This is a genomic window from Rickettsiella endosymbiont of Miltochrista miniata (assembly GCF_964031245.1).
Taxonomy (GTDB): Bacteria; Pseudomonadota; Gammaproteobacteria; order Diplorickettsiales; family Diplorickettsiaceae; genus Aquirickettsiella.
This window is the reverse complement of record NZ_OZ035017.1, coordinates 480861-496813: the sequence shown is the minus strand read 5'-3', so window position 1 is coordinate 496813 and position 15953 is coordinate 480861. Positions and strand designations below refer to the sequence as shown.

At 38.2% G+C, this 15953-nt stretch carries 16 protein-coding genes; 9 read left to right on the top strand and 7 right to left on the bottom strand.

All coding sequences use genetic code 11. The features are described 5' to 3' along the window. Positions 1 to 106: 106 nt before the first annotated feature. Positions 107 to 796: a heme exporter protein CcmB gene (locus AAHH40_RS02240; RefSeq protein WP_342220501.1), complete on the bottom strand. Its 690-nt coding sequence runs from the start codon at positions 794 to 796 to the stop codon at positions 107 to 109. Continuing rightward, on the bottom strand, positions 786 to 1433 hold the full coding sequence (gene ccmA / locus AAHH40_RS02235) for a cytochrome c biogenesis heme-transporting ATPase CcmA (protein WP_342220500.1): 648 nt from the start codon (positions 1431 to 1433) through the stop codon (positions 786 to 788). The genes AAHH40_RS02240 and ccmA overlap by 11 nt, the downstream gene beginning before the upstream one ends. Positions 1434 to 1592: 159 nt before the next feature. On the opposite strand from ccmA, the gene sohB reads away from it, so the two are divergent. The 8 genes from sohB to rlmH all read left to right on the top strand — a co-directional run bounded on the left by sohB (position 1593) and on the right by rlmH (position 9917). Beyond that, on the top strand, positions 1593 to 2600 hold the full coding sequence (sohB, locus tag AAHH40_RS02230) for a protease SohB (protein ID WP_342220499.1): 1008 nt from the start codon (positions 1593 to 1595) through the stop codon (positions 2598 to 2600). A gap of 227 nt (positions 2601 to 2827) precedes the next feature. Beyond that, on the top strand, positions 2828 to 4342 hold the full coding sequence (gene lnt, locus AAHH40_RS02225; protein ID WP_342220498.1) for an apolipoprotein N-acyltransferase: 1515 nt from the start codon (positions 2828 to 2830) through the stop codon (positions 4340 to 4342). Between the two features lie 81 nt (positions 4343 to 4423). Next, positions 4424 to 6925 carry a leucine--tRNA ligase gene (gene leuS / locus AAHH40_RS02220; RefSeq protein WP_342220497.1) on the top strand — a complete coding sequence of 834 codons (2502 nt, stop codon included), beginning with the start codon at positions 4424 to 4426 and terminating at the stop codon, positions 6923 to 6925. A gap of 25 nt (positions 6926 to 6950) precedes the next feature. Beyond that, positions 6951 to 7460, top strand: coding sequence for an LPS assembly lipoprotein LptE (gene lptE / locus AAHH40_RS02215; RefSeq protein ID WP_342220496.1), 510 nt, complete (start codon positions 6951 to 6953; stop codon positions 7458 to 7460). A gap of 5 nt (positions 7461 to 7465) precedes the next feature. Beyond that, positions 7466 to 8485, top strand: coding sequence for a DNA polymerase III subunit delta (gene holA, locus AAHH40_RS02210; protein ID WP_342220495.1), 1020 nt, complete (start codon positions 7466 to 7468; stop codon positions 8483 to 8485). Continuing rightward, complete coding sequence (gene nadD / locus AAHH40_RS02205) at positions 8482 to 9108, top strand: nicotinate-nucleotide adenylyltransferase (RefSeq protein ID WP_342220494.1); 627 nt, start codon at positions 8482 to 8484, stop codon at positions 9106 to 9108. The genes holA and nadD overlap by 4 nt, the downstream gene beginning before the upstream one ends. Next, complete coding sequence (gene rsfS / locus AAHH40_RS02200; RefSeq protein ID WP_342220493.1) at positions 9105 to 9440, top strand: ribosome silencing factor; 336 nt, start codon at positions 9105 to 9107, stop codon at positions 9438 to 9440. The genes nadD and rsfS overlap by 4 nt, the downstream gene beginning before the upstream one ends. Before the next feature lie 6 nt (positions 9441 to 9446). After that, positions 9447 to 9917 (top strand): 23S rRNA (pseudouridine(1915)-N(3))-methyltransferase RlmH, encoded by a 471-nt coding sequence (gene rlmH / locus AAHH40_RS02195; RefSeq protein WP_342220492.1) that lies wholly within the window; start codon positions 9447 to 9449, stop codon positions 9915 to 9917. Here rlmH and AAHH40_RS02190 read toward each other — a convergent pair. The 5 genes from AAHH40_RS02190 to glyA form a co-directional block, all read right to left on the bottom strand. Beyond that, a complete protein-coding gene (locus AAHH40_RS02190; protein ID WP_342220491.1) occupies positions 9914 to 10396 on the bottom strand; it encodes a phosphatidylglycerophosphatase A in 483 nt (160 codons plus the stop codon). The genes rlmH and AAHH40_RS02190 overlap by 4 nt on opposite strands. A 78-nt stretch (positions 10397 to 10474) precedes the next feature. Beyond that, positions 10475 to 11446 carry a thiamine-phosphate kinase gene (gene thiL / locus AAHH40_RS02185; protein WP_342220490.1) on the bottom strand — a complete coding sequence of 324 codons (972 nt, stop codon included), beginning with the start codon at positions 11444 to 11446 and terminating at the stop codon, positions 10475 to 10477. A gap of 31 nt (positions 11447 to 11477) precedes the next feature. Beyond that, positions 11478 to 11921 carry a transcription antitermination factor NusB gene (nusB, locus tag AAHH40_RS02180; RefSeq protein ID WP_342220489.1) on the bottom strand — a complete coding sequence of 148 codons (444 nt, stop codon included), beginning with the start codon at positions 11919 to 11921 and terminating at the stop codon, positions 11478 to 11480. Further along, positions 11896 to 12396 (bottom strand): transcriptional regulator NrdR, encoded by a 501-nt coding sequence (gene nrdR / locus AAHH40_RS02175; protein ID WP_342220784.1) that lies wholly within the window; start codon positions 12394 to 12396, stop codon positions 11896 to 11898. The genes nusB and nrdR overlap by 26 nt, the downstream gene beginning before the upstream one ends. Before the next feature lie 75 nt (positions 12397 to 12471). After that, positions 12472 to 13743: a serine hydroxymethyltransferase gene (gene glyA / locus AAHH40_RS02170; RefSeq protein ID WP_342220488.1), complete on the bottom strand. Its 1272-nt coding sequence runs from the start codon at positions 13741 to 13743 to the stop codon at positions 12472 to 12474. A 158-nt stretch (positions 13744 to 13901) separates the two neighbouring features. On the opposite strand from glyA, the gene AAHH40_RS02165 reads away from it, so the two are divergent. Beyond that, complete coding sequence (locus AAHH40_RS02165) at positions 13902 to 15872, top strand: hypothetical protein (RefSeq protein WP_342220487.1); 1971 nt, start codon at positions 13902 to 13904, stop codon at positions 15870 to 15872. Positions 15873 to 15953: the final 81 nt, after the last annotated feature.

Sequence of the window (15953 nt, the reverse complement as noted above, 5' to 3'; positions counted from 1 at the left end):
GATTTTTGGCAAGGCGCCGTGTAAATGAGCAACCGGAGTGTATTCAACATACATGAGGATTGCGAATTGAACGGCAACACAGACAAAAATTCTAGTGCGAAGAGTATTATGCAAAAGCGATACCTAAACGCAAAATTTTACTTATAACCAACGGCGATAAACTCATACTTAGGATCATTATTACGCCTAACCAAGCTAATGGTCCATTGTCAGGTAATCCCATGCTTGCCAGAGTAACCGCACTGCTCGCAAAAATTAATACCGGAATATAAAAAGGAATTATTATTAATACTATTAATAAACCACTATGACGAAGACCTAAGGTCAAGGCCCGAGCTATACCACCCAGAAATATTAAGCTTGGCGTACCGAGGAGGATACTGAGATATAAGGTTTTTAAAGCCATGACAGGAATAAACAAGCTTAGACTCAAAATCGGCGTCACGAGAAATAAAGACACACTAATAACCAAACAAAAAACTATTAATTTAACAAATAACACTAAAGCAAGAGCATTTGGCAGTAAAATAAGCTGCTCCAAATCACCCTCCTTCCAATCATTTCGAAACAGTTGATCTAACATTAATAATACTAAAAATAAGACTATCACCCAAAAAATTCCAGGGGATATTTTTTCTAATAAAATAGGATCGGCGCTTATGCTTAAAGGAAATAAAATAACGGCTAAAATTAAAAATAATAACGGATAAATCAATTCTTGATAATAACGAAAAACGGCTAATAATTCGCAACGTAAGTTGATTGCTAGTTTTAAAAAAGAATTATTATCTAACATGGTTAGCGTCTAAAAAAATTGTTTTTATTTCCGCAGGTGATGAGTAAGCCATTTGATGACTAGCAAAAACAATGACTCCCCCTCTAGCACTTTGTTTTTCCATTATAGATGATAGAAACGCAATACCTTCCTTATCTAAAGCAGTAAAAGGCTCATCCAGGATCCAACAATCTGCTTTGATCAATAACAATTTCGCTAAATTCAAACGTCGTTGTTGTCCCACTGAAAGTTGCGTTAATAAAGTGTTTGCATAATTTTTTAGATTTAATTGTTCTAATATCTGGCGAATATCCTGAAGTGCTTTTTGTTTGGATTGCTTATCGATTAAATTACGTCTGGCCAAACATAAATACAGATTCTCAATCGGAGTCAGAGCTGATTTCATACCTAAGCGGTGGTTAACATAGAGTAAATTTTCGGTAAAATTTACTCTGTTTTTCTCAATTGAGATTCCATTCCACATAACAGATCCTGTTAAAGGAATGCGTAATCCAGTTAATATCTGCAACAACGTCGTTTTACCTGAACCATTCGCACCGACTATATGCAATATCTGTCCTGGCAAAAGTCTAAATGTGAGTTGTTTAAACAGAATTCTGCCATTACGTGCATAGGAAAGTTTTTCCACTTTTAACACTATTCAATCCTTGATAAATAACGATTTTCAGTCGCATTTTTATTCGCAGTTTCATTTTTTCATACCCGCTGTTTGGGTATTTTAATCTGCTCTGTTGTATACTGCGCTAAGCGTACGCTATATTATTCCTTTTCCAGATTACTTAAAAGGCCAAATACCATGTCATTTCTTCTTCAATACGTTGTATTTCTAGCGAAGCTATTTACATTGGTACTCGCTATTTTAATAGTCACCGCCGGCGTTTTTTCTGTTGCTCGCAAAGCAAAAGAACAAAACAAGAATAAACTTTGCGTTAAAAAACTTAATAAAAAATATCAAGAATTTGCTGAAACCTTAAACTCGGAAATTCTTAATAAAAAACAACTCAGAAAGTATGCTAAAGAACAAAAAATTAAATTAAAAAAGACAGCTAAATTAGTAAAAAAACGGGTATTTGTTTTAAATTTTCAAGGTGACATCAAGGCTACAGCGGTTAATAGTCTACGCGAAGAAATTACTGCGCTCCTCCAAGTAGCTACACCACAAGATGAAGTGGTATTACGATTAGAAAGTGGCGGAGGAATGGTTGCTCCTTATGGCTTAGCGGCTTCACAGTTACAACGTTTAAAAGATAAACGCATCCCTTTGACAGTGACCATAGATAAAATAGCCGCAAGTGGTGGATATTTAATGGCCTGCGTGGGAGATAAAATCTTAGCAGCGCCGTTTGCGATTATTGGCTCAATCGGTGTTGTGGCACAACTTCCTAACTTTCATCGTTTTTTGAAAAAAAGAGATATTGATTTCGAATTGTTAACCGCCGGAGAATATAAACGTACACTCACCATTTTTGGAGAAAACACACCTAAAGCACGCGAAAAAACCCTACAAGACTTAGAAGAAATCCATCATCTTTTTAAAGCCTTTATTCAGGCTAATCGTAAGCAAGTTGATATGACTGAGGTGGCTACTGGCGCTCATTGGCTGGCAAAAGATGCCCTTGCACTTAATCTAGTCGATGAACTCATCACCAGCGATGATTATTTAAGTCTGTTGGCAGGTAGTGATAAAGCAGAAATTTATGAATGCCAGTATCTGACTAAAAAATCGGTGACAGAGAAATTAAGCAGTAATGTACAATCAGCCCTTAGTAAATTAATGTGGTTTAAAACTAGCGCTCGATCCTGAAGACTAAGCTTTCGCTGCAGCAGCTAGTCTGTAAAAGATGTATCATTGAAATCGAGTTTCTTGACAGACCTCTTGCATATCCCAGTGATAGGCTTAAGTTCGAGACAAACGATAGTCGAGGACCGGAGTTTACATGAGTAAATGAGGACCGTAGACTAGCGTTTAACGATGAAATTAAGTCTAGCACGCCGGTTATGCAACTGGTCTACTCTTTTCTATGCAATTTTATGACCTATTATAAAGAAATCTGCGCGCTCATTGCCGGTGGCTTGCTAGCCTTTGCCTTTGCCCCGATGGGTATTTATCCTTTAGCTATTTTCTCTCCCGCTTTATTGTTATTACTCTGGTTAAATAGCTCTGCCAAACATGCGTTGGTTTTAGGATTACTTTTTGGTATTGGTTTTTATGGTATTGGCGTCTCATGGGTATTTATTAGTATTCATGAATTTGGCCATACTTCACTTTTTTTAGCCTCGTTAATTACCTGCCTATTTATTTTTATATTATCTTTATTTACAGGCATCCAAGGTTTTCTATTAAACCGTTTTTTTCCTACTAACACATTCATCAAGTTTTATTTAATCTTTCCTAGCTCTTGGGCATTAACGGAATGGGTTAGGAGCTGGATATTGACCGGTTTTCCTTGGGTATTATTAGGAACGAGCCAAGTAAACACTCCCCTCAGCGGCTTTGCTCCGATTTTTGGAATCTATGGACTGGCATTTTTAATTGCTTTGACAGCGAGTTTGTTGCTCACTTTATTTTGTCCTTTTTTAAATAAACGTTTTGATTGTCAGTTCGATCTAAAAAAATTTCATTATTACCGTCCCTTATTTGCACTGATAGGTTTATGGGCCATTGGTTATGCCTTAAGTTTTATCCCTTGGACACATATCCAAGGAAAACCTATTCAAATCAGTCTGATACAGGCTAATATTCCCCAAGAAATAAAATGGGAACCTGAATATCAAAAAGCATCATTAATACACTATCAACAATTAACACAATCGCATTGGAATAGTCGACTCATCATTTGGCCCGAAGCCGCCATTCCTCTGTTACAAAATCAAGCCAAACCTTTTTTAAAGCAGCTTGACCAGCAAGCCAAACTGCATAAAACCACGCTAATTACCGGGATTCCTATCCAAAAAGGCTTTAAATACTACAATAGCATGTTAGCGTTGGGCCTGGATCAGGCTACTTACTATAAACAACGATTGGTTATCTTTGGTGAATATCTCCCTTGGTGGATCATCTGGGCTCATGGCTTATTAAATTTATTAGATATCCCCATGTCTAGTTTTTCACCGGGACCCAATCATCAACCCACATTCAACGTAGCCAACGTTGATTTAGGCACATTTATTTGTTACGAAATTGCCTATTCCAACTTAGTGCGGCAATCACTGAAAGATCATGCTCAGATATTACTCACCATTAACGATGATGCTTGGTTCGGTCACTCTTTTGCCTTAGCTCAACATCTACAAATTGCTCAGTTTCAAGCCTTAGCCACCGGGCGCTATTTAGCTTTTTTAAGCAATACTGGGCTAACGGCTATCGTGACACCAAAGGGAAAAATTATAGCGGAACTTCCTGCCTTCGAGATCGGTGTATTAACCAGTTCGATTTATAAAAGTGTCGGTTTAACCCCCTGGGTGTATCTAGGCGATGGTCCCATTATTATCTTTTTAGTAGGATTATGTATCTTATGTTACGCTTATCGAAAAGGTTATACTTAGCCGTTTTATACTTCAGTAAACTGAGGCTCACAGACTTAAGCCTTATCCAAACGGCTATCATAAAACAAGGTATCTAGCCACATGCAAGAACAATATCAACCATTAGCACTTGAAGCTGCCATCCAAAAATTTTGGGAAGAACATCAATGTTTCAAGGTCACTGAGGATCTCAATAAAGAAAAATTTTATTGCCTCTCTATGTTTCCCTACCCCAGCGGTCATTTACATGTAGGTCATGTTCGTAATTATGTATTGGGTGATGTCATTGCCCGTTATCAGCGCATGTTAGGTAAAAATGTGCTGCATCCCATCGGTTGGGATGCTTTTGGCTTACCCGCTGAAAATGCCGCCATCGAAAAAGGAATACCTCCCGCAAAATGGACTTATGCCAACATTGAACATATGCGTAAACAATTTAAACAACTCGGCTTAAGTTTTGATTGGAGCCGAGAAATTACTACGTGTAAACCCGATTATTATCGATGGGAGCAATGGCTTTTTATTCAATTACTTAAGAATGGTCTAGTCTATAAAAAAAGCGCCGTAGTAAATTGGGACCCTATCGATAAAACCGTATTGGCGAATGAACAAGTTATTGATGGCCGTGGTTGGCGCTCCGGCGCACTCGTAGAGCGTAAAGAAATTCCGCAATGGTTTTTAAAAATCACCGATTATGCCGATGAGTTATTAAATGATCTGGATACTCTAGAAGCATGGCCTGATGAAGTCAAAACCATGCAACGCAATTGGATAGGTCGATCACAAGGCTTAACTATTCAATTTAAAGTCAATCATCCTGAATTAGACGCAATTGAAGTTTTTACTACACGTCCCGACACCTTATTTGGCGCTACTTTTATCGCGGTTTCACCTCAGCATCCGATTGCACACTATATCGCTGAACATGATCCGAAATTGCAAGCTATCATTGCCACTTATCAACAAATTCCCACATCCGAAGAAGCAACTGCACATTTAGAAAAGAAAGGTTTTATCACTCAACTCACTGCCTGTAATCCGCTGACCAAGGAAAATTTGCCGATATGGATTGCCAATTTTGTCAAAACTGACTATGGCTCGGGAGCGATTATGGGAGTGCCTGCTCACGATGAGCGCGATTTTGAATTCGCAAAGAAATATGATCTGCCAATACGCCCGGTCATACTATCCACTCCGTCACACGATTATCAGTCAGATCCGCTTATTTCGCATACCGGAACATTAATGAATTCGGGTCCTTATACAGGATTAAGTGTTGAATTAGCCTCTGTAACGATTGCAAAACAATTAATAAAAGAAAAAATAGCCGTACATACCACCAATTACCGACTTCGTGATTGGGGTGTTTCACGTCAACGTTATTGGGGAACACCTATTCCTATTATTTATTGTCCTAGTTGTGGTGTAGTTCCTGTTCCAGAAGAAGATTTACCTGTCGTACTTCCGGAAATCATAGAATTTAAGGGCGTTGGTTCCCCTTTAAAAAATATGCCTGAATTTTATCAAACCCACTGTCCTACTTGTAAACAACCGGCCACCAGAGAAACCGATACTTTAGATACATTCGTCGAATCTTCGTGGTATTACGCACGTTTTGCCTGCCCGACACAGAACAGAGCCATGTTAGATGACAGAGCAAAATACTGGACGCCCGTTGATCATTATATTGGCGGTATTGAGCATGCGGTATTACATTTACTCTATGCACGTTTTTTTCATAAAGTATTACGCGATTTAGATTTACTGAATTCTAATGAACCTTTTACACGTTTGCTGACACAGGGCATGGTGCTTAAAGACGGTGCAAAAATGTCTAAATCTAAGGGAAATACAGTCGATCCTGCCAAACTGATGTCACAATATGGAGCGGATACTTTACGATTATTTATTTTATTCGCTGCCCCTCCTGAGCAATCCTTAGAATGGTCCGATACAGGCGTTGAAGGTGCTTATCGATTTTTAAAACGTTTATGGACTTTAGCGTATAGCAATCCTTGGATAATAGAATTCAATGAAACGCATAAACATAGCCTCACACAGCCCATCGATTGGACAAAAATTCCTAATGAATATCGTAGTTTACGTCGACAAATCCATGAGATTTTACAACTTGCTCGCAATGATTATGAACGCCAACAATTTAATACCGTTATTGCCAGTTGCATGAAACTTTTGAATACACTGCAAACAGCCAGCCATTTATTACATTCTACTGATGATGATGATGCAGTGCTCACGCTCAAACATATAATCTGGCAAGGTTTGAGCATCCTATTGCGCTTGCTGGCCCCTATCGTTCCCCATATAGCCCATGCTTTATGGAAAGAACTCAAATTTTCCGGTTTAATTAGCAAAGCACATTGGCCAAAAGTAGCGGCTGATGCCTTAACCGTTGAAAAAATTGATTGGGTGATACAAGTAAATGGTAAATTACGTGCACAATTGTCACTCGATATACACTATAATGATGAAACACTGAAAGCGATTATTCTTAATGACCCCCAAATCAAACGCTATACTCAAAATCAAACGATTAAAAAAATTATTATAGTCCCAAAAAAATTAGTTAATATTGTTATATAAAATGACAACTCGTTGGTATCCACTATTGTTTAGTCTCTTTTTTAGCTTCATGCTAACTGCTTGTGGTTTTCAATTAAGAGGTCATTGTGAGTTTTCCTTACCTTTTCATACACTTTCTTTGGAATCTGATCAGCCCTATGGCAGTTTCACCAAAGAATTACAAAAAGCGTTAGCGGCGGCGGGAGTTCAAACTGCACTCGCGACTCCAGCATCACCCCGATTAAAAATTCTTGCACAAAACTTTACTCGCACGGCAACCAGTTTAGGAAATGCCGGACAAACAACCACCTATTTACTCGTTTATAGTATTTTATTTCAGGTAATAGATTGTAAAGGTCATGTTTTATTAGCCCCACAACAAATACTAGCCACACGAACCTTTTCGATTACGTCCAATCAACTTGCCGGTGATCTGAATACGGAAAATGATTTACAAGAAAATATGCAACAGGATGTTATCCAACAACTCCTAATTCGCTTAGGTTCCACAGAGTTACGCCAGCAACTTCGCTGCAGTACTTGCCCTCAGCAGTAATCATTATGCAATGTCGATATGAACAATTACACCAGCAATTAAATAAACCTGTTTTAGCACCGGTTTATTTTATCTCCGGTGAAGAAATAGTATTAATTCAAACGGCCTGCAATGCCATACGCCTAGCGGCAAAAAAAGCGGGATTTATCGATCGACAAGTATTTTATGCCGACACACATTTTAATGCTTCCTCGCTGATTGGCTGTATGAATAACTATGGATTATTTGCAGACAAACAACTACTAGAATTACATCTATCACAAGGTTACTCTGAAACCATCACACAAACGTTGACACTCTATACTAAAAACCCACCACCCAATAAACTTTTACTCATAATAGCTGGGAAGTTGGATCGTCGCTTACAGCAAACTACTTGGTTTAAAAGTATTGATAAGGTAGGTGTAGTCATTCCTATATGGCCTCTGCAGGCCGCACAATTATTTAGATGGGTAACAGAACGTTTTCACACCATGGGTCTAAAAGTAGAAAAAGCAGCTATTGAATGCCTTATTTTTGCCACCGAAGGAAATTTATTAGCGACTGCGCAAACGATAGAGAAACTCAATTTATATTTTAACGAAAAAGATCATGTCATTACAACTGGCATGTTGACACAAGCACTTAGCGACAGCGCCCGATTCGATCCGTTCAAACTAACCGATGCTGCATTAGAAGGAAGCTCCGAACGTTGTTTGCGCATCTTAGCGCATCTAAAAGAAGACGGTGTAGAACCTTTATTAATTTTATGGGCACTGAGCCGCGAATGTCGATTATTGGCCTCTTTTGCCTACAAACTTAAGCAGGGCCAAAATTTAATAACGCTTTTTAAAGAACAGCAGGTATGGGAAAAACGTCAACTATTATTTCAACAGGCCTTAACCCGTCATACGCTCACGCATTGGTATCGATTACTAAGTCTTGCCAGCCGGATTGACCAACTTATAAAAGGCATAGGTACAGGTCAAGTTTGGAATGCTTTACAAACACTTAGCCTCGAAATTGCAGAGCCCAGCAACACATGATAGGTATATTTGGGGGCAGCTTCGATCCCATCCATTATGGGCATTTACACGTTGCATTAACTCTATATCAACAGCTCCGTTTGAATGAGGTCCGTTTCATTCCTTGTAAGAATCCTGTTAATAACAAAAAAATAGTGGCTAGTGAACAACAGCGACTCACCATGCTGCAACTTGCTTTGCAGCCGTATTCGTATTTTTCAATTGACCAACGAGAATTACACCGCGGCACTCCTTCCTATATGATAGAAACCTTAGCATCTCTACGTATTGAATTGGGTAATACGCCTTTAGGACTTATTTTGGGATATGATAACTTAGCAACATTAGATCGCTGGCATCAATGGGCATCCCTAATTGATTACGCACATTTATTAATTGTGCCTAGACCCGATCATGCTGAATCTTATCCTAAGGAAGTCCACGCTTTTGTTGAACGATATCAAACCCAGAATCTTTTGTTATTATCACAACAACCCGCTGGATTATTATTCATGACTGATGTACAAGCTTTACCCATTTCGGCTACTTACATACGCAACACTATTGCGAGTGGTAATTACCCTGTTGGTTTATTACCTCCTGCCGTCCTTGATTACATTTTGGAACAAAAGTTATATTTATGACACAACCTACTTTAAATAAAGATCTGCAAACTGACCTAGTCAATTTATTAGAAGATCACAAAGCAAAAAATATTACTGTCCTGGATGTCAGTAAAATCACCGACATTACCGATCTGATGATCATTTGCACGGGAAATTCCAATCGGCATGTTAAAACCCTGGCACAATATCTAATCACAACTGCCAAGGCCAAAGGCATGACCATCTATGGTATAGAAGGTGAGAAGGAAGGTGAATGGATATTAATTGATTTAGTCGATGCTATTATCCATATCATGCTACCTCAAGAACGTGAATTTTATAATCTTGAAAAGTTATGGAGTCAGCCCTAAGTAAAAATGATCATTCATTTAATTGCTGTAGGAAGCCGCTGCGCGTCATGGGCGGAAGCGGGTTTTCTAGATTATCAGAAACGTTTGCCGGCGGAATGTAAACTTAATTTAATTACTATACCGCTCAGTAAACGTAACAAAAATTCTCAAATCTCTAAGCACATTGCCGAAGAAGAAAAAAAAATATTAGCCGCTATTCCAAAGCGCTCCCGTGTCATTGCTTTGGATGTCGAAGGACAAATGTGGAATACACAGCAACTTGCGCAATCTTTACGACAATGGCAGCTAGAAAGACAAGACGTCAGTTTACTAATTGGCGGGCCCGATGGTTTAGGTGACACTTGTATAAACCAAGCTGAGCGTGTTTGGTCTCTTTCGGCATTAACGCTCCCCCATGCGTTGGTTCGAATTGTCGTGGCAGAACAATTGTATCGTGCTTGGAGTCTATTAAGTGGACATCCCTATCATCGAGATTAGAATAAATGAAAATGATATATCAGCTGTAAAACTATCCACGCATACACACCCGCCATTAAATCATCTACCATGACACCTAATCCACCTGGCATTTTTCGATCTATCCATGCGATAGGCCAAGGTTTCACAATATCAAACAAACGAAATAAAACAAAACCAATCGCTATCCATAACCATCCTCTCGGAGCAGCAAACATAGTCAAACCGAATCCACATATTTCATCCCAAACTATTCCTGAATAATCATGCACGCCTATTCCTCGCTCCGTCACATCACAAATCCAGATACCTATTAGTGTGGCAAATAACAAAACCAGTCCGTAATTTACTAAAGAAAAAGACTGTATGAAATAATACAAGGGGATAGCAACTAATGTTCCACATGTGCCCGGCGCAAAGGGTGATAATCCTGCACCAAAACCAAAAGCAATTAAGTAGATAGGATGACTAAATACTTTACGTACTAAATCTTTTTGCATAGTTTCTCTCATATTCAATAAAGAAAAAATTATATACTGATTAGAAGCCACGGCGAACAGATAACAGCCCGCCAATCATTAGATAAAATGTTGAAATCCGGTTCTATCAATATTAAAAGTTGATCCATTTTTACCAAGCAATACTGATCCGGGTTCTTTTTTAATCGTTCCTATACAGGTATATGGCGTATTCAATGCGGCTAAATGTTGTTGCAATGCTCTTTCCTGCGATTCTGGCACAGTAAAACATAACTCGTAATCATCTCCTGAACTTAAAGCTAATTGCCATGCCCTTTCAGGAGGTAAAGTTCGCAGACTATCTGAAAGAGGAAGTTTTTCTAGTTGCAGTATCGCACCCACTTGATTGGAGGATAAGATATGACCCAAATCGGCCGCTAATCCATCTGAAACATCAATAGCACTGCTTGCAATTTTCCTTAGCGCTAAACCTATCTCGACGCGAGGTTCTGGTCGATTTAAACGCTGCATGACTGCAAGAGTTTGAGAGGATGTTAATCCTAAGCTATCCTCTCTATTTATTGTTTCTAGCGCCAAGCCCGCGTCACCCAAGGTTCCGGTGACATAAATGCGATCACCTGCGCGTGCTCCGATACGACATAAGGCTTTTCCCGGCGGAACAAACCCCAAGGCTTGAACAGTAATAGTTAGCGGCCCTTGCGTCATATCTCCCCCTACTAGTTGCAATTGGAAACGTTGCATTAAGGGGAAAAAACCCTCGCTAAATTTTCTAAGCCAGATTTCATTGGCATTAGGAAGCGTAAGTGCCAATAATATCCATGCCGGATCAGCACCCATTGCGGCGAGATCACTTAAACTAACTGCTAACGCTTTATATCCAATATCAGCGGGTGATGTATTTTCAGGAAAATGCCGACCTGATACTAATGTGTCAGTAGTCACTACCAGTTGTTGGCCAAGTGGCACTCGTAATAAAGCGGCGTCATCGCCTATACCTAAAATAACATCTTTACGATTGCTAGGTTCTTGATTAAAAAAATGTTGAATCAAATCAAATTCATTAACCGGCATTATTAATTAATAAGATTAGAAAATATATCCATTATTTACATTCCATAGGGCGATTTTTTTTTGCTAGTAAATGTAAAATACCATTAACGTATTTATAACTATCGGTAGCACCAAACATTTTGGCTAATTCGATAGATTCATTTAAAACCACTTTATAAGGAACTTCCATACATTGAAGCAATTCAAAAGCACCCAATCTCAAAATTGCCAGTTCTACCAAATCTAATTCTTTCAGTGGACGATCTAAGCATTCCTGTAAATGATTATCTAATGATGCATGATCCTGCAAGACTCCTTGAACTAACAAAAGAAAATAAGCGGTATCTACGCTCACCATTTCTTCTTGATCCAAAAATTTAGCTTGAATAACAGAAAATTTTTCCTGCGTTAAATGCCATTGATAAATGGCTTGCATAGCAAAACGACGTGCGCGTTGTTTTGACTTAAAATTATTTTTTTTCGATTTCAGTGTCATGAGATTGTTTTTTATTAGCAGAAATATCTTGTTTTAATTGCTCAATTGCTAGATTAAAGGCTTGTATATCCTGAAAGCTGCGGTACACCGAAGCAAATCTTACATAAGCGACTGGATCTAAATCGCACAGCTCTTCCATGACCCACTCACCAATTTGTCGCGAAGAAATTTCACGTTCCCCTAATGAGCGCAATTTTTTCATTAAGCGTAAAATGACCGCCTCCACTTGTTCGCTGGAAATAGGTCTTTTTTCCAGAGCTTTAAGCATGCCCGCTCTTAATTTTTCTTGATCAAATGCACTACGTGTATTATCACGTTTGACCACGCGCGGCAATCCCAGCTCAGCCGATTCAAAGCTGCTAAAACGTTCATTACATTGTAAACATTCACGTCGGCGCCTGACCTGCTGGCCATCGCTACTCAAACGTGAATCGATCACCTTAGTATCTGCTTCATTACAAAATGGACAAAACATCATTGTTTCTCTAGAAAAACATTTCTGAGCTCCGAGGGTATCTTAACGCAGAAAAATGGCGGTTTTTGGCCGTCATCATTCAGCCCTCGGAGGGGAGTATACTGGAAATTGATCACATAGTGCCACGACTTGTTTTCTGATCTTTTCTATCGTCGCAGGATTTTTTAGATCTTCGAGAATATCACACACCCAATTAGCCACGTCTTTAGCCTCTTTTTCTTTTAAACCTCGCGTGGTAATGGCAGGTGTACCTATCCGTAAACCACTGGTTACAAATGGTGAGCGCGGATCATTAGGCAGCATATTTTTATTTAAGGTGATATAAGCTTTTTCTAATACCTCTTCAGCATCTTTACCGGTGATTTTTTTAGCTATCATATCGATTAAGAAAAGGTGATTATCGGTTCCTCCTGAGACGATTTTATGGCCTCTTTGCAGCATCACCTCAACCATAGCTTTTGCATTAGCTATTACTTGTTGCTGATAGAGTTTAAAACTAGGATCTAAGGCCTCTTTAAAAGCAACAGCTTTACCGGCAATAACATGCATCAACGGTCCGCCTTGCTGCCCTGGAAATACGGCTGAATTTAATTTCTTTTCGATCTCAGGATTTGAGCGCGCTAAAATTAAGCCACCTCGAGGGCCACGTAAAGTTTTATGTGTGGTACTAGTCACCACATCGGCAAACGGAATCGGTGAAGGATACAAACCCGCTGCCACTAATCCAGCCACATGTGCCATATCCACCAAAAAATAGGCACCCACTTCATCGGCAATATCTCTAAAACGTTGCCAATCCACTACTCGCGAGTAAGCTGAAAACCCAGCAATAATTAATTTTGGTTTATGCTGCTTTGCCAATCGTTCTACTTCATCATAATCAATCAATTGCGTTTCAGGCGTTACACCATAAGCATAAGCTTGATACATCTTTCCTGAAAAACTAACTTTTGCTCCATGCGTTAAATGTCCACCATGGGCTAAACTCATGCCTAACAACGTATCACCGGGTTCAATCAAAGCCATATACGACGCCGCATTCGCTTGCGAACCAGAATGCGTTTGTACATTCGCATAATCGGCTTGAAATAATTCCTTTGCCCTATCGATAGCTAACTGTTCGACGATGTCAACATATTCACAGCCACCATAATAACGTTTACCCGGATAACCTTCGGCATATTTATTGGTTAATACGGAAGCCTGTGCTTGCATTACCAGTGGACTGGTATAGTTTTCTGAGGCGATTAATTCTAAATGGTCTTCCTGACGCTGGGCTTCTTTACTCATCGCAGACCATAAATCGGGATCAAAATCGCTAATAGTTTCTCGCAAAGAATAAGACATGATCAACCCTTCATTATTTTAAAACAAAAAATTTAATATCTAAAAAAATTCTGCTTATCTTACTTGCTTTTTAATCGCTAATCAAAAGCTAGTTTTTTTGACTTCGCACATGCTAGTATTGGGAAAAATCTAACAATATTAAGTTGAGCGGATAAAAAATGTCAAAAATAGAATTGCGTAATCGATTAAATTCGGTTAATAGCTCCTTTAATAAGTTATTAAAACTAAAGATTAATTCACCTGAATATGCAAGAATTGGGGTTGAATATGAGAACATAGTAGAATTAGCATTAGCAAATAACCCTCTCCACTCTAGTAATCAAATAAAACTCATTGAACTCGCAGCTCGTTTAGGGGTCATCCAATGTAAAATGAATTCCATGGAATTATCACCTACTAATGAATCGTCCATTCAGGACAATGATGCTCAACTTGAACTATTAAAAAATGAACTTGTTCAACTTAATAAAAAAAACACAGTCTTCCAAAAAGAATTTTCTTCGCGGAAAAGTAATACTTTTACGTCACAATTAAAGAAAGCTATAAATAGCTTTGAAAAAGATAAACGAAATATACAAGCTGCTTATTCCTATAACTTTGCCTGTCATATCTTAGAGGCAACAACCTCACCTCAGTTAGTAAAAAAATCTATTAATTACTTAGAAATATCATCTGATCTTTATGCAAAAAATGATATGCAAAAAGCAAAAAACGAGACCGCTATTAAAATAGCTAAGACTAAAGAAGCATTAATGCAGTTACAGTTAAAGTGCTCTAACGTTAGCTTGGAAAGAATAAAACCAAAAAATCAAGCGGTACAAATTCCGAGCGTAACCCTCCCAAGCCATAACCACCCAAAAACTGAGCATTTTTCTGTTACTATAGCAAATACGTCAGATCAATCTACCTCTACTTCACCATTGATTGCACCAATGGAAAAGGAAGTACACACTCCAATAATTCCCATTGAAAGTACATTAACAAGCACAGCAAAAAATACATCATACGAACAGGTCGTTATGAAACAATCAGCAATCCCCGAAAATATGAATAAAATTTTGGATACGCCATCGAATAAATTTGCCAAAACATCTAATAAACGTAGACGGCCGCCATTGACCAATTCATCAGGGTCCAGAATGGATTCTTTAATCTTGTTTACAAAATCCAATACCGAGTTATTAAACTTAGAAACAAGAATATTTAACGAAATAACAGCAAGCTTAGAAAGGGCAGAATTCCTATCTGATAATTATTTTTATCTGCAATTAATACACAATGTGACACGATGTATACAACCTCGTTCCAATCCTGATCAATTGGCTCAGCTACGACTAGCCGAAATAGTTTTATATTTTTCCAAATCATCTGAAATTTTAGAAAATAAACAACGGATATTAAACAATGAACATAGCATTAATTCTGTTTATAAAGATTATTTTCCCCTAGAGAAACGACTGAAACCAGAGACACTTAGAGAGAAATTTCAGGCCGAGGATGGACTTAAATCGCTATTTTTAGCAGAAATAAAAACCTATTATAACAATCAAAAAAAATCTGAACCAAATAACAAATCACTAAAAAAATTTCTTACCGAAATACAAGCTGTCATAGAAAACTCTATTAAATTGGCTCACACTGAAGTTTCCCATATTGAAGCAGCAATAACTGAAGGCACGATAGAAATTATTTCTAACCATATAAGCAATTTACCTATTGAGTCAGCGCATCACTGTCTTACAAATATATTACAAATACTTAAAAAATTTTATATGTCATCCGATCAGCAAGATTGGTTAGAAGAAAAAGGGATTCCTATTAAACCAGAAAACTCTCAATATATTGATTTTTTAAGTAAATTATTGGAATTAGTGCCTGCTCCAACATTAAAGGGAGAACGACTAAGAGAGGATCCTCCTTTAATTTTCTTTAAGCCTGCAAATAATATGCTTACTAAAGAAATATTCTTAGATAGGCTAAAAAATCATTTGCTCATGCTCAAAAGAGATTATGTAACCTCCAATAACAAATATTCTGCTATTTGCGATCGCTTAACTCAATTAATAACCACCCAAATTGATCAATCTGTGCTAGATCAGCAACCTATATGGAAGCCTTATCTACCCTAATATATCTATCTAAAAATAGCCGAATTTAGTACGATTAGAGCCATAAAAAATCTGGCTAGTTCAGGCTAATATTGTTAGTAT